The organism is Chryseobacterium sp. RLHN22 (assembly GCF_051011795.1).
In the GTDB taxonomy this organism is placed as follows: Bacteria; Bacteroidota; Bacteroidia; order Flavobacteriales; family Weeksellaceae; genus Chryseobacterium; species Chryseobacterium zhengzhouense.
In genome coordinates this window covers 17372-42028 of record NZ_JBPCHW010000006.1, presented here as the reverse complement: position 1 = coordinate 42028, position 24657 = coordinate 17372, and the positions used below count along the sequence as shown (strand labels likewise).

The following is a 24657-nucleotide window of genomic DNA, read 5'->3' as shown; positions in this document are numbered from 1 at the left end:
TTAGGGTATATTTTAAAAATTCTTGTAAAGGTAATGATTTTTGAGAAATTATTAATTTCTTTTATCTCTGCCCCAAAGCAGCTTCTGGCGAATGGTTTCGTAGAAACTTAAATTGTTGGGCTGCACCAGTAAAATCTGGAAATCTGCTTTTTTAATAACGATTTCCTTATCGGTTTCGATGTGAATTAATCTTGAATCTAAGGAAAGAGAATATTGTGAGACCCTGCTTTCTACTTTAAACTTGATCTCAACCTTATCGTTTACTACCAAAGGTCTTACATTTAAATTATGTGGTGCAATCGGAGTAATGACAAAGTTTTCGTTGTTGGGGGAAATAATCGGGCCACCACAACTTAAAGAATAAGCTGTTGAACCAGTCGGCGTAGAAACAATAACACCGTCTCCCCAAAAAACATTCAGAAATTCGTCATTGATATAGGAATCTACCGTTACCATCGAAGTTGTTTCTTTTCTTGAAACAGTAACATCATTTAATGCATAAGGAAAAAAATCTTCCAACACAGGTGAAACCACCTGAATTACAGAACGACGGCTCGTTTTTACATCACCTTTTAAGATAGAATCTAATTCTTTGAAAGCTTCCTCTTTGGTAAAACTTGCCAGAAATCCTAATCTTCCGGTATTTACACCCACGATAGGAATTTCCAAATCTTCAATAAACGTTAATGAATTTACGATGGTTCCGTCGCCGCCAAACGTAAAGAAAAGGTCTACTTTTTTCTCAACAAGATCCTGTTTATTGGCAAAAGTTTCAAATATTTTTGAAAATTGAAGTGCTTCGGCCATTTCATCAAACAAAACAGATTTTACGCCTCTGCTTTCCAGTTCAGAAATAAATTTGCTTAAATATAAAAAAGTATCAAGATCTTTTTTCTGAGAATAAATGGCTGCCTTCATATTAGATTTCTATAAATTTTTGTAAAAAGCCAAATCGGTCTTTAAACATGTCGGTCTTTTCATCAGAATAGTATTTTTCAACGATTCTGTAATCGTATCTGTCGAATGTTGCATCAATAGACGCCAGATTTTCATTGCTGATTTTTATTGTAACCTGAATCACCTCATCCGACATGAAACTGATAAACCCGCCATAAAACTTCGAGTTGTTGCTCTCCACAATATTGGCAATTTCGGTCATGGAATATTTTCTTGCAGGAACTTCCACTGTTAAAGTCGCTCCCGACTCCGAAAATAAAGGGTATAGCGAAAGATTCTGAAACACATCATCGCAACCGATATATCCCAAATATTTTTCGTTTTTGTTGATGACTGGAATCACATTGGTGTTGAATGTATAAAACAAACGAATGCTGTCGAGAATATTATTATCCTCCAAAATCGCAAAGCGTTCGATCTGATGTTCAAGGTCTTTTAAAGTGCCTTCTTCTTCGTAAAGAAAATCTTTAGCGATGGCTCCATAAAAATGATGTGATTTTTTAATGAAAATATGTGTATATCCGAAAGCTTCGAGCATCTCTCTAGCCGATTCTACAGAGTCAGTCAAGTGAAAACACGGAAAATCTTTTGAGATATAGTCCTTGATAAACATTGTGCTAATTTATAAAAAATTAAACGAATCTTTTTCTTAAAACTCAAGTTTTTTTTGAAGAAATTGAAAATTCAATCAAAAAAATTTGTTGGCGTACAAAAAAAGTGTACCTTTGTCGCCTTTCATTTTTACTTTTTATTAGATTTATTTCAAACTGCACTGTCTTTTAGGCACATGCAGTTTTTTATTTTTAGAGCGTATTCTTATTTTCAAAACTGAATTTTGCTGCTTTTATTTAAACGCAAAGTTCGCAAAGTCTTTTTTTTTAACTATTAACTGCTTTTAGGTTCGCAAAGGCGTTTCACTCAGCAAAGACCTCAAAAATTTTTAATTGGAGTTTATTAACAACAGTTTTTTATTTTAAACCCAAAACTTTTGCAAATTCCCACATCACGATTCCGCCGCAAACACTTACATTTAAAGAATGTTTTGTTCCCAATTGTGGAATTTCAAGGAATGTATCAATATTCGGTAATGCTTCATCGCTGATTCCTTCTACTTCATTTCCTAAAATAACAGCATATTTCTTTGTGTTATCAATCATAAAATCTGAAATCATTTTGCTATTTGAAGTCTGCTCGATTCCTAAAATTTCAAAACCCTGACTTTTCAAATCGTTAATGGTAACATTTATGTCTGCTTCATGCGACCAATCTACACTTTCCGTTGCACCTAAAGCCGCTTTGTGAATTTCACGATGTGGTGGTTGAGGTGTAATTCCGCAAAGAACAATTTTCTGAATCAAAAATGCATCCGCGGTTCTGAATGTAGCGCCCACATTGTGCATGCTTCTGATATTATCTAAAATAACAACCAAAGGTATTTTCTCAACTTTTTTAAATGTTTCTACATCGATTCTGTTAAGTTCTTCCAGTTTTAATTTATGTACCAAAATAATTTATTTCTTATTATAATTTACGAATTCTTCTTTACTATGGATTTTGATTTCCATTAAATATTTATCTGTGTAAATCTGAGTAATCTGTGGGATATTCTTAACACCAATTACACAAATGTTTTTCACAAATGGCGCAAAATTTTATGCAGATTCACACCGGTTTTTAAAACAACCGAATCATTTATTTTTTTGCACCCATAATCTGATGCACATTTTTCTCGATATTCTGAGCAATAGTTTCCATAGGAATATCATTTTCATCATTATTAAAAGGGTCTTCTATTTCTTCAGCAATCAATTCAAGACTCATCAAAACATAATAAACAAAAACCGTCAGTGGAATCATAAACAATCCGAGATTGATAACATAAGCAATCGGTAATGCTAAAACGTACAAAATGATAAATTTTTTAATAAATGAAGAATAAGAATAAGGAATAGGAGTATTTTTTATTCTTTCGCAACCACCACAAACATCCAGAAAGCCTGAAATCTGTGCATCTAAGTACAGCATTTCAACATCCGAAATTTTTTCTTCTTTTTTAAGCTGATGCAGTTTGTGCGTGAGATGAACAACCATATCGGTCGGTCCATGACTTCTCAGTGATTTTTCAATTTCAGAATAATCTTCATCTAAAGCAAGTCTTGTCGATTCCTGCGAAAGATGTTTGGCTAAAAAGTGTGGGAAATATTTTAAATATCTCGCAATTTGGTCGGCAGACTGTCTGTCATCAGCAAGGATAATATTGATTTTTATTGCAAAATTCCTTGTATCGTTCACCAGTTTTCCCCAAAGTTTTCTTCCTTCCCACCATCTGTCGTAAGCTGTATTCGTTCTGAAAACCAGCAGTAAAGACAAAACAAAACCAAGCAGAGAATGAATCATTCCCACATTGCTCACTTTTGATTTTGAAGTGAGGTGGAGATATTCAATTTCCAAATATTGTACTCCAAAAGAATAAATTCCCACCAGAATCATCGTTGGAAAAAGGATTTTCAGCGTATCGCTTTTGTGTAAGCTGACCAGTATTTTCAGGAAATGTTTCGTATTGTAAACTCTCATGGATCGCGTGTCTTTTGCAAAGATAAATTTTTATAAAATTCAAAAAAAACACTATTTTTATTTCGCATTAAAAATAGAAACGCATGATATTAGAAAACGTAGATGTTGTCACTGATATAAGCAAGGAAGAATTTCAGAAAAATTACTTTAAAAAACAAAAACCACTTCTCATTAAAAACTATTCTCAGCGATGGGATGCGTTCGATAAGTGGAATTTTGATTTTATTAAAGAAAAAGCCGGTGAACAGGAAGTTCCTTTGTACGATAACAAACCTGCAGATTCTAAAAAAAGTTCAGACGCTCCGGTCACCAAAATGAAAATGAAAGATTATATCGACACGATAAAATCGAAACCTTCGGACCTTAGAATTTTTTTCTATATCATCACAGACCGCCTTCCGGAATTATTAAAAAACTTTACCTATCCCGATTTGGGAATTAAGTTTTTCAAAAGACTTCCCACTTTGTTTTTTGGTGGAAGTGAGGCTCATGTTTTAATGCATTATGATGTTGATTTGGGAGATTTTATGCATTTCCATTTTGAAGGAAAGAAAAGAATCCTGCTTTTTGACCAAAAGCAGTCGAAGTTTTTATATAAAGTTCCACTGTCGGTTCATACCATTTATGATTTAGATTATGAAAATCCAGATTACGAAAAATTTCCTGCTTTAAAATATGCCAAAGGTTACGAAATTTTTATGGAACACGGCGATGCCCTATTTATCCCTGGTGCTTTTTGGCATTTCAACCGATATCTGGAGCCTGGTTTTTCGATGTCTTTGAGGGCTTTGCCCAATAAGCCTAAAGTTTTTGCCAATATGCTGTATCATGTTTTTATCATGCGATATACGGATAAAGTTCTTCGTAAACTTTTTAAAGCAAAATGGGTAGACCATAAACAAAAATGGGCGTATGAAAAAGCGGCGGAAGCATTGGAGAAATATGAAAGGAAGAGAAAAATTTAAACTCCCACAGACGACACAGATTTTCACAGATTATTTTGCCACGAATACACGAATTTTATAGTTATATGTTTTTAAGACATTTACATTAGTTTGTGTTTTCATGGCACTTTTATGAAAGATCTATTCCCAATCATCCGTGAAAATCTGTGCAATCTGTGGGAGATTTTAAAATCAACCATTTGCCTCCAAAATTAAATTCCCTATTTTTACCAACCCAATTTTAAGACAATTTTTTAATGGCAAAGGCAGCGAAGAAAGAAACCCCGTTAATGACTCAGTACAACACCATCAAGGCGAAATATCCTGATGCGCTTTTACTTTTCAGAGTGGGAGATTTCTATGAAACTTTCGGGCAGGATGCCATTAGAGCTTCTCAGGTTTTGGGAATTGTTTTAACAAAGAGAGCCAACGGAGAAGGTCATATCGAATTGGCGGGATTCCCGCATCATTCGGTAGATTCTTATTTACCAAAATTGGTAAGAGCCGGACTTCGGGTGGCGATTTGCGATCAGCTTGAAGATCCGAAAATGGTCAAGGGAATTGTAAAACGTGGCGTTACCGAACTGGTGACTCCCGGAGTAACTTTCAACGATCAGGTTTTAAGTTCAAAAAAGAATAACTTTCTTCTTTCGCTTCATAAAGAAAAAGAAAAATATGGAATTGCTTTAGTGGATGTTTCCACGGGAGAGTTTTTGGTGAGTGAAGGGAATCTCGATAAGCTTCTTCATATCGTTAATACGTTTGATCCGAGTGAGATTATTTATCAGCGAAGCGTTCAGATTCCGGAACAGCTTAAAAATAAAAATGTTTTCAAGCTTGAAGATTGGGCTTATCAATACAATTTTGCTTACGAAAAATTAACGAATCAGTTTAAAACCAATTCATTAAAAGGTTTTGGCGTTGAAGGGTTAAATTTAGCAATTACTGCAGCTGGAGCCATTTTCGCTTATCTTGTAGAAGATACCCATCACAATTTACTGGCACATATTACCAAAATTCAGGTTATTCCGCAGGAAGATTATCTGATGATGGATCATTTTACGCTGAGAAATTTAGAAATCGTTTATCCGAGCCATCCGAAAGGGAAATCACTTTTAGATATTATCGATAAAACTTCCACGCCGATGGGAGGAAGACTGTTGCGAAGACGAATCATTTTGCCTTTAAAATCGGTTGACGAAATTTCCAGAAGACTTTCCCTGATTGATTTTTTAAACGAAAACGATCAGTTGAAATATGAAGTTTCAGAATTATTAAAATCGATTTCAGATTTAGACCGATTAATGGGAAAATTGGCGGCAGAAAAAATTTGCCCGAAAGAATTGGGTTATCTACGTCAAAGTTTGATTAATATTCAGAAAATTAAAGCATTGCTTCATCCTCATGCTGATGTTTTGGCGTGGATTGAACCGCTTAATAATTTGGATGATTTAATCGTTCTGCTTGAAACTCATTTGAATGAAGAGCTTCCGGTAAATCTTGCCAAAGGAAATGTCATCAAAGAAAGTATTTCCGAAGAATTAGACAGATTGAGAGGATTACAATCGAAAGGTAGAGGATTTTTGGATGAAATGTGCCAAAGAGAAATCGAAAGAACAGGAATTACCAGTTTAAAAATCGATTTTAATAATGTTTTCGGATATTTTATTGAAGTCCGAAATACCCATAAAGATAAAGTTCCGGCTGATTGGCTGAGAAAACAAACGTTGGTAAATGCGGAACGTTACATCACAGAAGAATTAAAGGAATACGAAAATCAAATTCTCGGAGCTGAAGAAAAAATCTCTGTTTTGGAAAACCAGCTCTACAGAAAGGTTTGTTCTGAAACCATGATATACATCGACAGAATTCAGGAAAACTCCAATATCATCGCACAACTTGATGTTGCGGTTGGTTTATCAGAATTGGCTGTTTCTGAAAGTTATACGAAACCTGTTTTAACAGAAACTTTTGCGATTGATTTAAAAGAAGCGAGACATCCCATCATCGAAAACGCCCTTCCTTTAGGCGAAAAATACATTCCGAACGATATTTTCTTAGATAAAGATTCTCAGCAGATTATCATGGTGACCGGACCGAACATGGCGGGTAAATCGGCGATTCTACGTCAAACTGCGATTGTCTGTCTTCTGGCTCAGATCGGAAGTTTTGTTCCTGCAAAACACGCAGAAATCGGAATTTTAGATAAAATTTTTACAAGAGTCGGTGCAAGTGACAATATTTCTGCGGGTGAATCTACTTTTATGGTGGAAATGAATGAAGCAGCAAATATTCTGAATAATATTTCAGACCGAAGTTTAATTTTATTAGACGAAATCGGTCGTGGAACTTCCACTTATGACGGAGTTTCTATTGCTTGGGCAATTGCTGAATATCTTCATCAGCATCCGACTCAAGCAAAGACTTTATTTGCTACGCATTATCATGAACTTAATGAAATGACGGTTAATTTTGAAAGAGTGAAAAATTTCCACGTATCCATTCAGGAAAACAAAGGAAATATTATTTTTTTAAGAAAATTAATTCCAGGTGGAAGTGAGCACAGTTTCGGTATTCATGTAGCGAAATTGGCTGGAATGCCTTCAAAAGTAGTGAACAGAGCCAATGAAATTCTGAAAACGCTGGAAGCAAGCCGTTCTCAAAGCAGTTCTTCTGAAAGCATTAAAAGAGTGACTGAAGAAAATATGCAGTTATCTTTCTTCCAGTTGGATGATCCTGTTTTAGAAAATATCAGAGAAGAATTAACGAAAATCGACATCAATACTTTGACGCCGATTGAAGCGTTGATAAAGCTGAATTCGATTAAAAAGATGATTGGTGGATAATAATTAGCCGATTTTCATCGTTAAAGGAATTCTATAACGGGTTCGTACATTTTCGCCTTTAATTTTACCCGGATTCCACTTTTCTTTGATGCTTCGAACTGCTTTTTTTACTTCAGCATTAAATTTTTCATTTGAACCGGTAACTTTTACATCAGTCATACTTCCGTCTCTTTCGATCACGAAACTAATGAGTCCTTTGAGCGTACTGTCTCCATTTTCAGACTGAAAAGAATCCAAAACAATGGCATTTTGAAATTTAGTTCTGAAAGCTAAAATTCCTTCAGGAAAATAAGGCATTTCATCAGGTTGCTCGTAAACTTTATTAACGTCGGCTTGGACATTTTTGTGTTCTTTTTCAATTGGAGGAGGAACGGGTGATGTAGTCACCTGTCCGAAGATAAATCCGTTGAAAACAAGTGAAATAATAGCAATAATTTTTTTCATAATTAAATTTTCTCAAAAATAAAAAATCGATGCCAAAAAACTGACATTGATCGATTATATTTTTTTAGTTGTATTTTTTACTTGTTAAGGGGAAGTAAAATAAGTACCGCACCGGCTGACCATTCAGTTTTGCAGGTTTCCAGCGTACAAAAATTCTTCGGACGCCCAACTCTGCTTCTTCAGCATGTTTCTTGTTTTTTGAAACGGCTGTTGCATTTCTTACATACCCATTTTTTTCAACGATAAAGTAAAGTCTTATATCAACTTTCTCATTGTTTTTAAGGTCTAATGTTTCTATATTTTCGAAGTATTTCTTTTTGAAAGCAATCATTCCGCCGGGAAATTCCGGAATGGTATCTGCCTTTGTAACAACCTGTTTCAGGTCTAATTTATTTTTAATAATCTGATAATCGGGCAAGGCTGAAACATCGGGAACAAAATTTTCAACAGCACTTTTTGCTTCTTTTTGCTGGGCAAATCCAAATGATGCGAAAAATAAACCAAGCAATACAACTGCTTTTTTCATTAATTTAATTTTATATTGGTGAATGAAAATCTTTTCAAACCAATTATTATTCATTGAGGGCAGCAAACTTAATACCAATTGCAAACTATCCTTCTTAAGGATAAGCGGTAATTTCCATAAAATAGAATTATAGTAAATAATTAACAAAGTTTAACAGCATCATATTAAATCTCATAAAAATCATTCGTTAATTTTGAGTATGAAGAATTTTTTAAGTTTAATTGCATTGATTTTCAGTGTTTCTGTGTGTTTTTCTCAGGAGAGCTCTCCTGTTTACAAAGAAATTCCTCATCAGAACGAAGAGATGATTTTGGTAAACGACATTCCGATGATCAAGTACGAACTGCTGGAACAGAAAATCAAAGAAGAAAAAGATGTTTTTCTGGTGCTCAATTTCTGGTCGACAACCTGCGCTCCTTGTGTAAAAGAGCTTCCCGATTTTATGGAAGTCAACAAAAAATTTAAAGCAAATCCTAAGTTTAAAATGCTTTTGGTTTCCTTAGACCGTGCAAAAGACAAAGACCGCGTTATTCAGTTCATTAAAAATAAAAAACTGACTGCAGAAGTTGTTTTGCTGGACGATATTAAAAGAATGAATACCTGGATTCCGAAATTTGAAAAAAATTGGGACGGAAATATTCCGGTAACCATTTTCTATAAAAACGGCGAAAAAATACATTTCAATGATGGTGAAATGAGCAAAGAGGAATTAGAAAACACGATTACCAAGAATTTAAACTAAATACAATGAAAAATTTTAAAATTGTAATAACAGCGCTTTTTATAGGACTCGCATTACTGAGTTTTACAAAAACAAACCGTGATAAAAATGAAGACCCGAAATCTAAAACAGTTTCTTCAAAAGGCTATGAAGTCGGAGATGAAGCAACAGATTTTAAGCTGAAAAATACCGATGGAAAAATGGTTTCTTTAAGCGATTTCAAGAAAGCTAAAGGTTTCATCGTGGTTTTTACATGCAACCATTGTCCGTATGCAAAAAAATACGAAGACAGAATTGTGGCTCTTGACAAGAAATATAAATCTCAGGGTTATCCTGTGATTGCGATCAATCCGAATGATCCGAATGTACAGCCTGAAGACAGCTACCAGAAAATGATCGAAAGAGCCAAAGAAAAGGGTTTTACATTTCCTTATCTGGTGGATGAAGGTCAGAAAATTTATCCTCAATATGGCGCTACAAAAACTCCGCATGTATTTGTTCTTCAGAAAGAAGGCTCAAAAAATATCGTAAAATACATCGGAGCAATTGATAATAATTACGAAGATCCGAATGATGTTTCTGAACGTTACGTAGAAGATGCAGTGGATGCTTTAATTAAAAATGAGCCCATAAAAATGACAAAAACCGTTGCCATTGGCTGTACGATCAAAGTGAAAAAATAATTTTATTTTAGCATAGAAAAGTAATTGGGCGGACTTTAGTCCGCTCATTTTAACACAAAAAATCAACGGCTTTAGCCAAAATCATTTGATGAAATTTAGATTTAACCTGAAATATTTACTTTTAACTATTCTGATCTTCTTGATCGAAGTTTTAATTGCAACCGTTTTAAAAGATATTTTCTTTATCAGAGCTTATCTGGGAGACGTTATTGTCGTTATGCTGATTTTTACTTTTATGAAAAGCTTTTTTGTTTTGAATAATACGAAACTTATTCTCGGAATTTTAACCTTTTCTTGTCTTGTAGAGTTTGCCCAGTTTTTTAAAATTGCAGACAAATTAGGCTTCCGCGAAGGAAGCCTGATGTATATCGTGATCGGAAATTCTTTTTCGTGGATTGATATTTTGTGTTATGCAGTTGGACGCTTAGTTTTATATGTTTTCATAAAAATAAAAAAGTAATATAATTATTCCAAATTAAATTGGAGGGGTTGTCGCATTCGGGTTTTAACTTTCGCACCGTTTTGTTCACCGGGAATCCATTTTGTTTTTATTTTGTTAAGCGCATTTAGAAACTCTTTTTTTACGAGCTCGTTATCAGAAGATTCTATTTTCAGATTAATCATATTTCCATCGGGATCAACATCAAAAATAGCAATAGCTCTTGCTTTGGTAATGTTTTGTTTCCATAATGGAGTGGTATTGAAATTACTGATAATCAGATTCATAAATACAGAGTGACCTCCTGGGAATTCAGGAATTTTATCTAAAGATGACTTTTTTGTATAATCAGATCCTGCTGTTATTTCAGGAGATTTTATCGAATCTTTTTGAGCATTGATATAAACAATACAAAATAAGATCAGTAAAAAAGCAAAGTGTTTTTTCATAATCGTTTATCTTCCAAAAGAATCATATTTATCTTCAGCGTACTTGATGAAACGGTTTAGCAGTGCAACATTATCTTTTTCCATAGGTGAAAGCTCATTGTCTACATTGTTTGAAACCGGAATGTACCAATCGGTCTGCTCAAAAAAGTATCTGTACGTTGGCTTTTTGAATGCATAACCATGTCTTGCAAAAACTGCATTTTTTATAATTTCCATGTCGAGTTTGCGTAGGTTTTTGAGATCTTTTTCAGTCAGCTTTTGCTTGGAAGCATTGATTTTGAAAACGGCATCAGAAGCAATTCTGTTTTTCGATTCAGTATAGGTTTCTGTTTTGCCTGTTTCTTCGTCGGTATATTTTTCTTTAAAATCTTTCGGATTTTCCCAGTCGATCAGGTCAGAATTTTCATCCAGCATAAAATTCGGATTGTAAGCGAATTCTTTTTTAATCAACTTTAAATTTTTCAAAGGAGCTTTTACCGCAGCTTTGTTGAAGGCCGTCCATTTTCCGGTAATGCTGTCGTTTTTAAGTTTTATTTCAAATCTTCCGTCAGTTTTATCATTTCCGGGTTCATCAAGAATAAAAGATTGTGTAGATTCATTAAAAACGCCACGGAAAGGTCTTTGGTTTCCATTTACAATGCTTTGTCCGTAAACACTGTCTTTAGTAATCCTGTTAATCTTCAGCGAAAGTTTTTTATAGACATTTCCTTCATATTCTTCTCCAAATTCAGGAGTAATCATTTCTTTTCCGGCAAAATCTCCCATATAAATTCCATAATATTCCTTATGAATTTCCGGAACAACGGCAGAATCTTTCTTTGCTACTAAGCTGTCTTTCGATTTTTTTTCTGTTGATACATCTTTTTTGCAGCTTGCTAAACCCAATGCAGCCAAAACGAGTAAAATAAATTTTAAGTTTTTCATATCGATTAAATGTGCTTTTTTGTGATTAAATATTCTATTAAAATAATATTGGGTACCCAACCGAGCCACGCAATGATCTGATAAACATCCATCGGATTCGGGTGGAATAAATATACAATAATTACCTTCCACATTCTCAAGGTAATGGCAGAAATTGTGAGGGCAAAACTCCGCCACATCCATTGCTTGTGTTGATTAATTTTTTTTTGTCGTACCAACTGATAGGCTTTAAATGTCGAAAACCACCACAAACAGCCTAAAATCACGAAAGAAATTTTTGAAAACGATCCTCCGTTTGCAAAAATTCCCATGTAAATTCCCGACGGAGCAGCGAAAAACAAAATGAGAAAAATATAGATCTTCCCTAAGTTTCTATGGAAATTTTTTAAGCCAAAATCTTTTCTGAGAATCGCTAAAAACCCCGATAATAAAACAAAAATACTCGTGTAAACATGGGTGTAAAAAAAATAAAGATATTCCGGTCTGTGCTCTACTTCGGTTTGTTTTATCATTAGAAAACTTACGTCAGTTTTGAGAGGAACATACTCCAATGTAATTTTCAGCATGAGCCAAAAGAAATAGCCAAATCCCATGATTAAAAGGATTTTCAGAATATTCGAAATATTTTTTTTGACTAAAAGCAATCTTTATATTTTATTTTTTAACCACGAACAACACAAATGTTTTCACTAATCACACAATGTGTTTGTGAATATTTGTGTAAAAATTTGTTTCATTTGTGGTTAATTTAATTTCGAATTCAAATCCTGCGCAATCAGCCATGCTTCACTCCAGCAAGCCTGAAAATTAAATCCTCCCGTAACCGCATCAATATTCAGAACTTCTCCGGCAACGTAAAAGTTGGGCAAAATTTTCGAAGACATATTTTTAAAGTTAATTTCTTTTAAATCAACACCTCCTGCCGTTACAAACTCATCTTTGAATGTCGATTTTCCGGTTACATTAAATTTCCTTTTGCATAAATTTTCAATAATCGCATGCATTTCTTTCCCCGAAATATTGGCAACCTGTTTATTCAGATCAACTTTTGAAACCTCTAAAATTCTCTGCCAAAAACGATTCGTCACCTCAAAAATTTTCGATTGTCCGATGGTTTTCTTTGGATTGGACTGCTTGAAACTCTGAAATAAATCTTCTGCATCATCAAAATCTTTAGAAATAAAATTTACCTCAACTTCAAAATTATACTTCACTTTTGCCAGATTGATGGCTTCCCAAGCAGAAATTTTTAAAATTGCAGGCCCCGAAAGTCCCCAATGTGTAATTAATAAAGGTCCGCTTTCATCTGTTTTTAACTTTGGAATGGAAATCTCTGCCATTTCAAAACTTGTTCCCAATAAATCTTTCAGCAAATCATCTTTAATATTAAAAGTAAATAAAGAAGGAACAAGATCAATGATTTTATGTCCTAAATTCTGAATCATTTTTAATGACTTGGGTGAACTTCCCGTAGTGTAAACTATAAAATCAGCCTCAAAATCACCTAAACTCGTTTTAACAACGTATTTTTCATCAAATTTTTCAATTTCTTTCACCGAACATTTTGTTTTGACCTCAACATTTTTCTTTTGAATCTCACTCAGAAAAGTTTTGATAATTGTCTGTGAAGAATTGCTTTGCGGAAATATTCTGTTGTCGTTTTCTATCTTCAACGAAACTTTTCGGTTTTCGAACCACTCCATCGTATCTCCCGGTTGAAATTTAGTAAAAACGCTCAATAATTCCTTATTTCCACGAGGGTAAAACTGAACCAACTCTTTCGGATCAAAGCAAGCGTGTGTTACATTGCATCGTCCACCGCCTGAGATTTTCACCTTCTGAAGAACATCAGAATTCTGTTCGAGAATGGTAATTTTATATTTTTTTTCGTCAAGATTGGCTGCACAGAAAAATCCTGCTGCGCCACCTCCGATAATGATAATTTGCTTCATAATAATTTAATCTTATGCTCAAGATTATTTTTACAAAACTACAATTTTTATAAACCATCTTATTTGAGTAATTTTGAGGATTATAATTTTTGGATTTTTAAACCACAAAAGTCACAAAAGCTTTTTTAACCCATAAGGTATTTAAGTTTTAATTAACGCTATAAAAAGAGCTCATTAGTTTTTGAAAATAAGATTTCATTTTTTGTGAGCTTTAGATATGAATATTCTAAGCTTTGAATATTTCGAATAATTATTTTGTGACTTTTGTGGTTAATTATAAGTTCAATTTTAAACTATTATTAAATGACATTCTACCATACTTTTGAAGTTCGCTGGAGCGATCTTGATGCCAATAAACATCTTGCCAATTCATCTTATGTACAATATTGTGCACAAACCAGAATGGCTTTTATGAAAAAAGAAAAAATGGGTGTTACCCAAATGAGCCGTTGGGGAATAGGTCCGGTGATTATGCATGAAAGATTTTCTTTTTTCAAGGAGATTTTCGCAGACCAAAAAGTAATTGTTAGTCTGGAAATCGACGGATGTGCCGAAGATGCTTCAATCTATCGTTTTGTACATAAATTTTATCTTCCAGATGGTTCACATTGTGCAACTTCAGAAGCAACCGGAGTCTGGATTGACACCATGCTAAGAAAAATGACTTCTCCACCAGATGATGTTGTTGAAGCAATGAATAAATATAAAACGACAGAAACAAAATTGATGACGAGAGAAGATTTTAAAAACCTTCCTTTCCGTCCGGAAAATATTGACCCGGCAATTTTTAATTAATAAATGATAGTTGATAAGTGATGATTGATTTTGGTCGTCACTTATTAATTATCAAACATCATTTATAATTTAACGTATGTTTGAAGATAAAGAACAAGAATTAACGCCAATCTCAAAGCTCGGAGAATTTGGCTTAATAAAACATCTTACAGAATTTTTCCCTTTATCCAACGAATCCTCGGAATTGGGAGTCGGTGATGATGCTGCAATCATTAATCCTAACAATAAAAGAGTTGTTTTAACGACAGATATTCTGGCGGAAGGGGTTCATTTCAATTTAGGCTATGTTCCCTTGAAACATTTGGGCTATAAGGCTGTTGTTGTGAATCTTAGTGATATTGCAGCGATGAATGCCACTCCGACACAGATTTTGGTTTCTTTAGCGGTTTCCAACCGTTTCCCGGTGGAAGCCTTGGAAGAATTGTATGCCGGAATTCAAACCGCTTGCACAAGATACAAAGTAGACCTAATTGGCGGAGATACAACAAGTTCCAACGCTGGCTTAGTGATGAGCATTACAGCTATCGGAATTGAAAATGAAGAAAATATTGTCAAAAGAAGCGGTGCAAAACCAAATGATTTATTGGTTGTAACCGGAGATTTAGGCGGAGCTTACATGGGACTTCAGATTTTGGAAAGAGAGCATGCTGTTTTCTTAGCCAACCCCAATATGCAGCCTGAAATGGAAGGTTTCGATTATATTCTGGAAAGACAGTTAAAACCTGAAGCAAGAACTGACGTTAAAGGTATTTTAGAACAATTGGATATCAAACCGACATCAATGATTGATATTTCTGATGGTCTGGCTTCAGAAATCCTGCATCTTTCTGACCAATCTAAAGTTGGTTTCAGATTATATGAAGAAAAAATTCCGATGGATAATCAGACGATTGCAACTGCGGATGATTTCAATTTAAATCCCGTAATGGCTGCTTTAAGCGGTGGCGAAGATTACGAGCTATTATTTACTATTTCTCCGAATGATTTTGATAAGATAAAAAATCACCCGGATTTTACAATTATCGGTCATGCTGTGGAAAAAGAGGAAGGAAATTATATGGTGGCAAGAGGTTCTAACCAATTGATTGCTTTAACAGCTCAAGGTTGGGATGCTTTTTTAGGAAATCAACCAAACGGATAAAATTTTATTTAATTTTAAATATTATGAAACCACTGCTTTTTTGTAGTGGTTTTTCTCATTAAAAAAGCTGTTCCATCTTACAATTATTTTTATAAAGGTGATACGTTTGTACCCCTCCTATTCCTTCCAGCTAAATACTATTAGGATTTCCGTTGCCTTTGCAAAGGTACATTCGTAGTATGTCTTACAATAGGCAGAATTTATTTACTGTAACGAATATTGAATAAGTTTTTCTTAAAAATTTTTGATGTTCTTTTATACTTAAGTTTTTTATTTGTTTAAAATATTTTATAAAAAACTAATCAAAATTTCTGAAAATAATCCAGAGAATAGAATTCAGAAGAAAACAGATTAAAAGCAATATCAGTTTTATCTTATCCTTCCAATATTCCAACTCATCATAATATCTCGACACTTAATCAAGTATTTTTTGTAAAAAAGCAACGAAGGTTTCTCTTTGCATAAATTTTTTAATTATGAAGAAAGGTCTTTTGACTGTTTTTTATTGTTTATCTCACTTTGGTTGTTGGATAAACGCACAGACCGGAATTTCCGGGGAACTTAAAACAGAATATATTCCGCACTCTAACTATATTCGTCCGGAAGATAGTGTGAAAACGGATTCTAAGAGTGATTTTAAAAGGGTGGATCTAAGCTTTAATCTTCCATTGTCTATGAAAAAAAATGAGGATGGTAAGGTAAAGTCATGGTCTTTGCTCGCCAACGGCTCTTATGCTGAAATGTCTCATAGAAACTACGAAACCCAGTTATTTCCTGATCAAATGCTGAACGCTCAGGTCGGATTACAGCACTTAAGACCTTTAGGCGGAAAATGGAGCATGATGATGACGGCATCAGTCGGCGTTTATACAGATCTTGAAAATGTAGATTTTGATGATGTTTTGGAACAAGGCGGGATACTTTTTATTAAAAATTTTAAACCTAATGTGGCTCTTGGTTTAGGGCCTGTTCTCACCACTGCGTTTGGAGTTCCGATCATTATGCCCTGGATTTATTTTGATTGGAAAACAGGCAATAAAATTAAGTTTAACATCAATTTCCCGGAAGGAATGGAAGCCGGCTATCAGTTCACGGATAAATTTGCATTAAAAGCTGTTGTTGGTTTAAACGGAATGACCGTAGAAAGAAACAAGGCTGGAAAATCTGTATTACTGGGATATCAGCAAATCACAGCAGGCTTAAGACCTGAAATTAAAATCAATGAATCATTAAGCCTGAAATTAACGGGAGGAACAGCTTTGCTGAGAAGCTTTAATGAAAACGAACGCAAAATAAAAAGCATTTTTAAGATGAAAAAAGGCGAAGATCCCCGATTTTCAAGCACATTTTATGCAGCAATAGCCCTGCGTTGGAATTTACCCTAAACTATTTGCTGATGAGCTTCTTATATACAACCTGATTAAGTAATTCTTCTTTTCGGGTTCTGGAAATAGGAAGCTCAATTTTATTGATAAACAAACGCCCTCCTGAGATCATATCGATATGAGTGATATTGATTAAAAACGACTTATGAATCCTGAAAAAAATGCTCCGTAGGAAGCGATTCTTCGATAGCTTTCATTGTTTGATGTATGACAAGCGATTTGTCTTTAAAATGAAGTTTCGTATAGTTCTGCATACTTTCAATATATAAAATATCTACCCACGACACTTTGATAAAAGAATCAGATTGTCGTACATACAAAAAAGGATCATCGAAAGGTGTATTCTTTTTTATTTTTTCACTCATAATGAATTGTTGCTGTGCTTTATTTACCGCCTGATAAAAACGATTAAAAGCAATAGGTTTCAGCAAATAATCAACCACCTGAAGTCTGTATCCTTCCAAAGCATATTCCGAATAGGCCGTTGTGAGGATGCATAATGGCGGAGTTTCCAATTGTTCTAAAAACTCAAGACCTGTTAAATAGGGCATATTAATATCCAGAAAAAGGAGATCGATCTGTTTTTCCTGTACTTTAGAATTGGCTTCCAAAGCAGTTGCACAAGTGTCTACAACTTCTAAAAAATCAATTTGATCCGCCATTTCTTTCAGATGAAATCTTGCTAAAGGCTCGTCATCTATAATTAAGCATTTCATTTTTGGAAGACTATTGTTCATCATTTTCTTGGGATAATTTTAAAGTTAGAGAGACTTTGTAAATATCATTATTAGATTCAATTTTTAATATGTGGGAATCCGGATACTGAAGATTTAAGCGTTTTTTTACATTTTGAAGGCCAATTCCGTGGGCGTCTTCTTTCTTTTTGTAAGTGGAGATGTTGGAATAAGAATTTTCAACATAAAAGGAAAGCGTATTATCCTCTTCTTTACATGAAATAATGATATAACCTCTGTGTCCGGGAAGGCGACAAACGTATTTAAAAGCATTTTCTATAAATGGAACAAGTAAAAGAGGTGCAATGAAAGCATTTTTATTATTGATATCCCAGGTCGCTTTTACGCCGAGTTCGTTTCCCCATCTCAATTTTTCAACTTCCACAAGATCTTGAAGGTATTGAACTTCCTGGTTGATCATAACCTGATTTTTATTGCAGTGATACAATTGATACCGCAGAATGTCAGAGAATTTCAATAATAGAAAAGAAGCAAGCTCCGTATTGGTTTTCATTAAAATATGAATGTGATTCAAGACATTAAACATTACATGCGGATTGATCTGATCCTGTAAAAATTTGAGCTGACTTTCTAAATGTGCCTGTTGCAGTAAAATATGATCCCGTTCTATTTTTCCGTGTTCCAGATAAAACCTGATGCCACAAGCAGTTCCTATGATGAGAAGTGCTGCCGGAACTGATAAATAAAAACCTTTCCATAACACAGCCAAATGCCCGGAGAAACTTGTTGGAAGAGGAGTCTGTGAGTCGATATAGATATAAGTAAATACAAAAGAGAATATACAACTCAGTAAAATAATTACAATTGCTGCTTCTACTAAAAACTGATTCATTTTTTTGGAAATCAGTGCTTTTGGGAGGAGCTTGTCGGTTAAGAAATGGGCAAAAATAAAAGAACTTATCAGAATGATGGAAGTCTGAATAAAGGCATTATACATTCCGGCATCAACCTGAATCTGCATCCAGAGCGCCATCCCGAAAACAAGCCAGAAAATAATGATTAATATATGTTTTTTTAAAACTATAGGTTTTGTCATAGATGGGGAGGGTAGATTTATAAAAAATTAGAAACCGCAAAACTGCAGTTTCTAATACGTAAAGATAATTTAAGTTTTTAGAACAGGAAGTATCCGATTCCCAGCGAAAAACTGTGAGGTTTAGACTTGAATTCCTTACTAATATTGGATAATCCTGTCTCATAACGAAGATCAACAGTGAAGTTTTTATAATCCATTCCAACACCTCCTGTAATCCCTACATTGAATTTATCAATTTTTTTAAATCCTTCCTGAAGAGCTTTTGTTGCAGATAAATTATCATTAAAAGCATAACTGTAAACACCACCTGCAAATGCTCTGATATTGAAATCTTTGTTGTTGACGATTTTGTAACCAAGGACAACAGGTACATCAATGGAATTCCATTTTAATTTTGAAGAACTCCCGTCTTTCATTTCATAAGAAGTCTTTCTTTTGTTGAATAAAGCCTCTCCCTGTAGATATAAACGGTTAAAATCTACTCTCGTCATCACTCCAGCCTGATATCCCAAGCCATATTTTCCCTCTATTCCGGAAGATTCGGTAGTTGTTTTTGTAAAATTAGTTCCTCCTTTGATCCCGATGTGAAGAGCCGGAGTTTGTTGTGCATTGGCTTCAACCGAGCAAGTAATACATACAAATAGTGAGCTTAATGCTAAAAAACGTTGTTTCATAAGATGTTATTAAAAATCTGATGCAAAACAACAACTGTGAAAGATGATTTGAAATTTTATTTGATGAATGGTAAGGATGATTTGATGAGAGGTGAGTTCTATTTGAAAAAACAATCCCCACTACAAAAGCAGAGGGGATATTAATATAATTTAAAATTATCTTTATGCCTTCACAATATTCACAATCACCTCAACCGCTTTCTCCATACTTTCCAGAGCAACATATTCGTAAGGTCCGTGGAAGTTGATTCCGCCCGCAAAAATATTCGGACAAGGTAATCCCATGTAAGAAAGCTGAGCCCCGTCTGTTCCTCCTCTGATGGCTTTGATTTTAGGCTCAATTCCTGCTTCTTTCATTGCTTTTGCAGCAAGATCTACAATATGCATTTTTCCTTCAAATTGCTGCTTCATATTGCGGTATTGTTCTTTAATTTCAACTTCAGCGGTTTTCTCGCCATGTTTTTCATTAAATTCAGCTACTTTTTCTTCCATGAATTTCTTTCTCGCTTCAAATTTTTCTTCATCATGATCACGGATGATGTATTGAAGTTTAGCTTCTGAAACATCTGCGTTTAAATCCATTAAATGATAAAATCCGTCAAAACCTTTTGTTGTAGATGGCGTTTCGTTTGCAGGAAGTGACTGCGCAAATTCTGCAGCCAAAAGACTTGCATTCACCATTTTTCCGAAAGCATAACCCGGATGAACACTCAATCCGTGGATTTTCACAACAGCTCCGGCTGCGTTGAAGTTTTCATATTCTAATTCGCCAACTTCTCCGCCGTCCATCGTATAAGCGAATTCCGCACCGAATTTTGCGACATCAAATTTATGAGCACCTCTTCCGATTTCTTCGTCTGGAGTAAATCCTACGGCAATTCTTCCATGTTTGATTTCAGGGTGAGCTATCAGATATTCTGCAGCGGTTACGATTTCTGCACAACCTGCTTTATCATCTGCGCCTAGAAGTGTATTTCCGTCGGTTGTAATGAGAGTCTGACCGATATATTTTTTTAAACTTTCAAATTTTGAAGAAGATAAAGTAAATCCTGTTGTCTGATTTAGTACCAGATCATTACCATCATAATTTTCCCAAACCTGTGGCTTTACATTTTCGCCACTAAAGTCCGGCGAAGTGTCATAGTGCGAAATGAATCCAATCGTTGGCTGATTATCATTATCCAGATTAGAAGGAACATACCCCATGATATAACCATTCTCATCAATCGACACATTTTCCAGACCGATCGTTTTCAGCTCCTCAACAATGTAATTGGCGATATCCCATTGTCTTTCGGTAGAAGGTGTAGCTTCGCTCTCTGCATCACTTGTCGAATATATTTTTACATAGCTGAGAAAACGGTTCAGCAGTTTTTCTCTCCACATGGCGTTGAATTCTATTGTACTCATTCTTAAATTTATATTTTTACAAATATACGATGCATCTGTTAAATGAAGCCAACAAAAAAACCTTCAAAAAATGAAGGCTTGCCTATTAATCTAAGTAATTGTTGATACTTCGTATATTTTTGATCATTGTTTCCTGGTCAGCCTTAGAAGGTGTTTTACCAAATATTCCTACAAAAGCTCCAACAGGATCGTTGAAAACCTGCGCTCTTTTCTTTGAAAACTTGTCGTAATCAGTATTAACTGTACCTTCGAACGGACGAATGGGTTTTGCTATTCTTTTTAAGCTTTCTAAAGTAAAATGAAAATAATCTTTAGAATCATACGCTTCTAAAACTAAACCGGGTAAATTTTTGAAGGTATAAGGTCCTTCTGAAATTGGAATTTCTTCCGTATACCAAACAGTTATTGTTTTATTATGATATTTTCCAACCGCCTTTTTGCAAGTGTAACCCTGAATAATTTTGCTTTCATTTACAAAATCCCACTTGGCTTTTTCCTGTGCTTCATAATTATAAGTGACATTTAGTATTTTGTCATATAAAATTGTCTTACCGTTGTTAGAAAACACTTCCGGAACATATTTGGCAGATGCCCAATTTTCCATTTTCATAACAGCAATACCGTTAACGGGATTTTTGTTGCTTTTATCGATTTCGGCTAAAGTTATAGAATCTGCTTTTTCTTTAAAATCACTCTTGAACAAAGAAGAATTTTTCCCTATTCTTAAATAAACCAGTTCTTTCCTTAATGTATTTGTATTAGCGGTATCAACCAGAAATTTGGCTAAATATTTACATTCAATAAAAGAGCTGTCTATTTTTTGCGAGAATAATAGACTTGGTATAAAGATTAAAAATAGAGCTAAAAATTTCATTAGTTATTACTTTTTTAAGGATCTAAAAGAACACCAAAACGGTAAAATTATTTAATATGTTGTATTGGGCTTAATCAAAGTTTTGTACGCTTAAAAAACAGGAAAAATGATTAAAGATAAATAATGTCACTACCTCCATACTACGTTTGTGAGGATTTAAGCTTATACGTTTCCTCTTATTATTAAATTTTATTCTTCTCATTTTTGGAAATGACTGTAAATTATTGTTATTAAATAGTAAAGATCGAAATTTTAAATCACAAATAATCTACTGGTTGTCAGTTTAATATTAGCTTTGTTTTCTTCAGAACTAAATAGTTTAGTTTTATTATATTTGAGAAAATCAAAAAGTAAAATGTTTCTTACCGAATGTCCTAGAGACGCAATGCAGGGTTGGGATGAATTTATTCCTACCGCAAAAAAAATAGATTACATCAATTCGCTGATGGAAGTAGGCTTTGATGTCTTAGATTGTGTGAGTTTTGTTTCTCCGAAAGCCATTCCACAGATGGCAGATTCTGCAGAGGTGGCAGAAAATATCGATAAATCTCTTTCGAATACGAAAGTTTCAGCTATTATCGGAAATTTCCGTGGTGCAGAGAAAGCATTAAAACACCAGTCAGTAGATATTTTGGGGTTTCCATTCTCTATTTCTGAAACTTTTCAGCACAGGAATACCAATAAGAATCAGGAGCAAGCTTTCGATGATATTGTAAAGATCCTAGAACTTACCAAAGCTGAAAACAGAGAGTTTAACCTTTATTTTTCAATGGCATTTGGAAATCCTTATGGCGAGGTATGGAAATGGGAAGATGTCGATTTTTGGGCAAACCGTTTTTCGGAAATAGGTATAAAAAACATTCTTCTGTCTGATACAACTGGCGTGGCAACTCCTGAAAAAATCACACTTCTTTTTGAGAAAATCCCATCAAGCTATCCTGAAATGAATTTTGGCGCTCATTTTCATAACCGCTACGAAGATTCTTATTCTAAATTGAAGGCAGCTTATGATCAGGGTTGCAGAAGGTTTGATTCTGCAATTAAAGGAATTGGTGGTTGTCCGATGGCGAAAGATGATCTTGTAGGAAATATGCCTACTGAGCAAGTCATCAATTTTATGAGTGTCGAAAAAGCGGAACACAAATTGAATTTACTCAATTTCGAAAGTTCTTATAACAGAGCGAAAGATATTTTTCATTTTTGAGACACTGTCTCTTTTATTTTAATTAAAAATTATGACTTCAAAAATAACATATATAGGAGATCTAAGATGCTCTGCTGAACATTTACAATCAGGAACAATCATTGAAAGCGATGCCCCAACAGACAACCACGGTAAAGGTGAAAAATTTTCACCAACCGATCTTTGCGCAACTTCTTTAGCTGAATGTGCATTGACAACCATTGCGATTTTGGGAAAAGATAAAAACATCAACATTGAAGGGGCTTATTGTAATCTTCAGAAAATAACGGCTCCAAATCCCAGAAGAATTGCTGAAATTTTCTGTGAATTTGTATTTCCTGATCAGTTTACGGAAGAGGAAAAAGAGTTTATTGAAGCCACGGCGCACAATTGCCCTGTTGCAAAAAGTCTGCACCCGGACCTGAAACAGATTTTTACTTTTACTTATGAATAAACAATCAGCGCAGAAATTTCTGCGTTTTTTTATTTAATTTTAATATGCAGCCAATTATTTCATCACAAGAATTTAAAAAACTTCCGAGTAAAAACCTCATGATTCTTGATGTAAGAACAGGAAAATAAGAAGCTTCCAAAGTTTATAAGATTTGGCTGGTTCGGAGATGTTTATGGTTTTCATCGATTACAATACAAGCGTAGAAAAATTCACAAAATATTTCAGGGGATACTTTAAAGCAGTTATTAAATAAAAACGTATTAATTTTAATCAAGAAATTATAATCTTAAAATTATGACAGAAAGTATAAAATCTCTTTTTACAAGAGATTTAAACCAATTAAAAAAAGAAATAGAATCTTACCGGAACGAAGACGCAATCTGGAAAATTGACAAAGACATTTTGAATTCAGGAGGAAATTTAACGCTTCATTTAGTTGGAAATATCAATCATTATATCGGATCTATTTTGGGAAATTCAGGATATGTAAGAAACAGAGAACTTGAATTTTCATTAAAAAATATTCCGAGAGCTGAATTGATTAAGAAAATTGAAAAAACAATTGAAACTGTACACTCATCCATTAATCAATTAACAGAAGAAGATCTGAAAAAAGAATATTCTATTGAAGCTTTAGGCTACCCAATGACGACAGAATATTTTCTGATTCATTTGTTTGGACATTTCGGGTATCACTTGGGACAGATTAATTATCACAGAAGGTTGTTGGATGTGGAATAAAATTGAAACCATTTATTTCTTAAACCACCCTTCTAAATTTTCAAAGAAAATTCCCCCCTCCAAAGGAGGGAATTTTGTATCCTTAAATTACTTTTCTTTTTCTTCGAACAACATTTTTGTGATAAAATCTTTCTCGCCTTTTCCTCTTGCGGGAGAATATTCTCTTCCGTAGAAAATTATCTGAAGATGAAGCTTATTCCACACCTCTTCTTTCCAAAGAATTTTAGCATCTCTCTCGGTTTCTACAACGTTTTTCCCGGAAGTAAGCTTCCATTGCGTCATCAACCTGTGAATGTGCGTATCGACGGGAAAAGCAGGAAATCCGAAACCCTGACTCATGACCACGGAAGCTGTTTTGTGGCCAACTCCAGGAAGCGCTTCGAGTTCTTCGTATGTTTGCGGCACTACTCCATTATGTCTTTCCAATAAAAGTTCTGCCATTCTTTTCAGATTTTTGGCTTTTGTATTAGAAAGCCCGATTTCTTTAATCAGCTCTTTGATTTGATATTCTTCCAGTTTTGCCATTCTTTGCGGTGTTCCCGCGACAGCAAAAAGCTCGGGTGTAACCTGATTGACTTTCTTATCGGTTGTCTGTGCAGAAAGAGCAACCGCAACCATCAAAGTATAAGGATCTGTATGATCTAAAGGAATAGGAACTTGCGGATATAATTTTTCTAATTCTGTCTGAACAAGCTCGGCTCTTTGCTTTTTTGTCATTTAACCATTAAATTTGAACAAAAATAAGTCATT

Annotated in this window: 26 protein-coding genes and 1 pseudogene; 11 read left to right on the top strand and 16 right to left on the bottom strand. The window is 34.3% G+C overall.

The window, feature by feature from the left end; genetic code table 11:
• Nucleotides 1-51 precede the first annotated feature (51 nt).
• From ACR1PN_RS07825 to ACR1PN_RS07810, 4 genes are all read right to left on the bottom strand, one after another.
• Complete coding sequence (locus ACR1PN_RS07825) at nucleotides 52-918, bottom strand: NAD kinase (RefSeq protein ID WP_378175826.1); 867 nt, start codon at nucleotides 916-918, stop codon at nucleotides 52-54.
• Between the two features lies 1 nt (nucleotide 919).
• Entirely contained in the window at nucleotides 920-1570 is a 651-nt protein-coding gene (locus ACR1PN_RS07820; protein ID WP_433979576.1) for a CBS domain-containing protein, read from the bottom strand.
• A gap of 355 nt (nucleotides 1571-1925) precedes the next feature.
• Nucleotides 1926-2462 carry an RNA methyltransferase gene (locus ACR1PN_RS07815; protein ID WP_433979575.1) on the bottom strand — a complete coding sequence of 179 codons (537 nt, stop codon included), beginning with the start codon at nucleotides 2460-2462 and terminating at the stop codon, nucleotides 1926-1928.
• 187 nt (nucleotides 2463-2649) lie between these two features.
• Complete coding sequence (locus ACR1PN_RS07810) at nucleotides 2650-3531, bottom strand: bestrophin family protein (RefSeq protein WP_433979574.1); 882 nt, start codon at nucleotides 3529-3531, stop codon at nucleotides 2650-2652.
• A gap of 83 nt (nucleotides 3532-3614) precedes the next feature.
• Here ACR1PN_RS07810 and ACR1PN_RS07805 point away from each other — a divergent pair, with 83 nt between their 5' ends.
• Nucleotides 3615-4496 carry a cupin-like domain-containing protein gene (locus ACR1PN_RS07805; RefSeq protein ID WP_433979573.1) on the top strand — a complete coding sequence of 294 codons (882 nt, stop codon included), beginning with the start codon at nucleotides 3615-3617 and terminating at the stop codon, nucleotides 4494-4496.
• A 236-nt stretch (nucleotides 4497-4732) separates the two neighbouring features.
• On the top strand, nucleotides 4733-7321 hold the full coding sequence (mutS, locus tag ACR1PN_RS07800; RefSeq protein ID WP_433979572.1) for a DNA mismatch repair protein MutS: 2589 nt from the start codon (nucleotides 4733-4735) through the stop codon (nucleotides 7319-7321).
• Between the two features lie 3 nt (nucleotides 7322-7324).
• Here the strand turns inward: mutS and ACR1PN_RS07795 are convergent, their stop codons facing one another.
• Both ACR1PN_RS07795 and ACR1PN_RS07790 read right to left on the bottom strand, forming a co-directional pair.
• Entirely contained in the window at nucleotides 7325-7765 is a 441-nt protein-coding gene (locus ACR1PN_RS07795) for an energy transducer TonB (protein ID WP_433979571.1), read from the bottom strand.
• 64 nt (nucleotides 7766-7829) lie between these two features.
• Entirely contained in the window at nucleotides 7830-8291 is a 462-nt protein-coding gene (locus ACR1PN_RS07790) for an energy transducer TonB (RefSeq protein WP_433979570.1), read from the bottom strand.
• A 199-nt stretch (nucleotides 8292-8490) separates the two neighbouring features.
• Between ACR1PN_RS07790 and ACR1PN_RS07785 the strand changes: the two genes are divergently transcribed.
• The 3 genes from ACR1PN_RS07785 (at nucleotide 8491) to ACR1PN_RS07775 (ending at nucleotide 10155) form a co-directional block, all read left to right on the top strand.
• Nucleotides 8491-9033, top strand: coding sequence for a TlpA family protein disulfide reductase (locus tag ACR1PN_RS07785; RefSeq protein WP_433979569.1), 543 nt, complete (start codon nucleotides 8491-8493; stop codon nucleotides 9031-9033).
• Nucleotides 9034-9038: 5 nt separating this feature from the next.
• Nucleotides 9039-9695: a thioredoxin family protein gene (locus ACR1PN_RS07780; RefSeq protein ID WP_433979568.1), complete on the top strand. Its 657-nt coding sequence runs from the start codon at nucleotides 9039-9041 to the stop codon at nucleotides 9693-9695.
• Nucleotides 9696-9783: 88 nt separating this feature from the next.
• Complete coding sequence (locus tag ACR1PN_RS07775) at nucleotides 9784-10155, top strand: DUF2809 domain-containing protein (protein ID WP_433979567.1); 372 nt, start codon at nucleotides 9784-9786, stop codon at nucleotides 10153-10155.
• Nucleotides 10156-10160: 5 nt separating this feature from the next.
• Here ACR1PN_RS07775 and ACR1PN_RS07770 read toward each other — a convergent pair whose 3' ends face one another.
• The 4 genes from ACR1PN_RS07770 to ACR1PN_RS07755 all read right to left on the bottom strand — a co-directional run bounded on the left by ACR1PN_RS07770 (nucleotide 10161) and on the right by ACR1PN_RS07755 (nucleotide 13459).
• Nucleotides 10161-10583, bottom strand: coding sequence for an energy transducer TonB (locus ACR1PN_RS07770; protein WP_433979566.1), 423 nt, complete (start codon nucleotides 10581-10583; stop codon nucleotides 10161-10163).
• A gap of 6 nt (nucleotides 10584-10589) precedes the next feature.
• Nucleotides 10590-11507, bottom strand: a complete 918-nt coding sequence (locus ACR1PN_RS07765) for a YARHG domain-containing protein (protein WP_433979565.1) — start codon at nucleotides 11505-11507, stop codon at nucleotides 10590-10592.
• Nucleotides 11508-11512: 5 nt separating this feature from the next.
• Entirely contained in the window at nucleotides 11513-12151 is a 639-nt protein-coding gene (locus tag ACR1PN_RS07760; protein WP_433979564.1) for a DUF2306 domain-containing protein, read from the bottom strand.
• Nucleotides 12152-12250: 99 nt separating this feature from the next.
• On the bottom strand, nucleotides 12251-13459 hold the full coding sequence (locus tag ACR1PN_RS07755) for an NAD(P)/FAD-dependent oxidoreductase (protein ID WP_433979563.1): 1209 nt from the start codon (nucleotides 13457-13459) through the stop codon (nucleotides 12251-12253).
• A 303-nt stretch (nucleotides 13460-13762) separates the two neighbouring features.
• On the opposite strand from ACR1PN_RS07755, the gene ACR1PN_RS07750 reads away from it, so the two are divergent.
• The 3 genes from ACR1PN_RS07750 (at nucleotide 13763) to ACR1PN_RS07740 (ending at nucleotide 16780) form a co-directional block, all read left to right on the top strand.
• Nucleotides 13763-14254: an acyl-CoA thioesterase gene (locus ACR1PN_RS07750; protein ID WP_378175779.1), complete on the top strand. Its 492-nt coding sequence runs from the start codon at nucleotides 13763-13765 to the stop codon at nucleotides 14252-14254.
• Nucleotides 14255-14330: 76 nt separating this feature from the next.
• Complete coding sequence (gene thiL, locus ACR1PN_RS07745) at nucleotides 14331-15395, top strand: thiamine-phosphate kinase (RefSeq protein ID WP_433979562.1); 1065 nt, start codon at nucleotides 14331-14333, stop codon at nucleotides 15393-15395.
• 476 nt (nucleotides 15396-15871) lie between these two features.
• Entirely contained in the window at nucleotides 15872-16780 is a 909-nt protein-coding gene (locus ACR1PN_RS07740; protein WP_433979561.1) for a DUF6268 family outer membrane beta-barrel protein, read from the top strand.
• 1 nt (nucleotide 16781) lies between these two features.
• Here the strand turns inward: ACR1PN_RS07740 and ACR1PN_RS07735 are convergent.
• From ACR1PN_RS07735 to ACR1PN_RS07715, 5 genes and pseudogenes are all read right to left on the bottom strand, one after another.
• Nucleotides 16782-17517: pseudogene (locus ACR1PN_RS07735) on the bottom strand (LytR/AlgR family response regulator transcription factor).
• Nucleotides 17507-18571: a sensor histidine kinase gene (locus ACR1PN_RS07730; protein ID WP_433979560.1), complete on the bottom strand. Its 1065-nt coding sequence runs from the start codon at nucleotides 18569-18571 to the stop codon at nucleotides 17507-17509. Before ACR1PN_RS07730 ends, ACR1PN_RS07735 begins: the two are co-directional and overlap by 11 nt.
• Nucleotides 18572-18648: 77 nt before the next feature.
• Nucleotides 18649-19245: a porin family protein gene (locus ACR1PN_RS07725; RefSeq protein ID WP_433979559.1), complete on the bottom strand. Its 597-nt coding sequence runs from the start codon at nucleotides 19243-19245 to the stop codon at nucleotides 18649-18651.
• A 162-nt stretch (nucleotides 19246-19407) separates the two neighbouring features.
• Nucleotides 19408-20655, bottom strand: coding sequence for a peptidase T (gene pepT, locus ACR1PN_RS07720; RefSeq protein ID WP_433979558.1), 1248 nt, complete (start codon nucleotides 20653-20655; stop codon nucleotides 19408-19410).
• An 85-nt stretch (nucleotides 20656-20740) separates the two neighbouring features.
• Nucleotides 20741-21529, bottom strand: coding sequence for a GLPGLI family protein (locus ACR1PN_RS07715; RefSeq protein ID WP_433979557.1), 789 nt, complete (start codon nucleotides 21527-21529; stop codon nucleotides 20741-20743).
• Between the two features lie 355 nt (nucleotides 21530-21884).
• Between ACR1PN_RS07715 and ACR1PN_RS07710 the strand changes: the two genes are divergently transcribed.
• The 3 genes from ACR1PN_RS07710 to ACR1PN_RS07700 all read left to right on the top strand — a co-directional run bounded on the left by ACR1PN_RS07710 (nucleotide 21885) and on the right by ACR1PN_RS07700 (nucleotide 23907).
• Nucleotides 21885-22733 carry a hydroxymethylglutaryl-CoA lyase gene (locus tag ACR1PN_RS07710; protein ID WP_433979556.1) on the top strand — a complete coding sequence of 283 codons (849 nt, stop codon included), beginning with the start codon at nucleotides 21885-21887 and terminating at the stop codon, nucleotides 22731-22733.
• Between the two features lie 31 nt (nucleotides 22734-22764).
• Complete coding sequence (locus ACR1PN_RS07705; protein WP_433979555.1) at nucleotides 22765-23166, top strand: OsmC family protein; 402 nt, start codon at nucleotides 22765-22767, stop codon at nucleotides 23164-23166.
• 294 nt (nucleotides 23167-23460) lie between these two features.
• Nucleotides 23461-23907, top strand: coding sequence for a DinB family protein (locus tag ACR1PN_RS07700; protein ID WP_433979554.1), 447 nt, complete (start codon nucleotides 23461-23463; stop codon nucleotides 23905-23907).
• Between the two features lie 87 nt (nucleotides 23908-23994).
• On the opposite strand, the gene ACR1PN_RS07695 is transcribed toward ACR1PN_RS07700, so the two are convergent.
• Nucleotides 23995-24624 (bottom strand): endonuclease III domain-containing protein, encoded by a 630-nt coding sequence (locus tag ACR1PN_RS07695; protein WP_433979553.1) that lies wholly within the window; start codon nucleotides 24622-24624, stop codon nucleotides 23995-23997.
• Nucleotides 24625-24657: the final 33 nt, after the last annotated feature.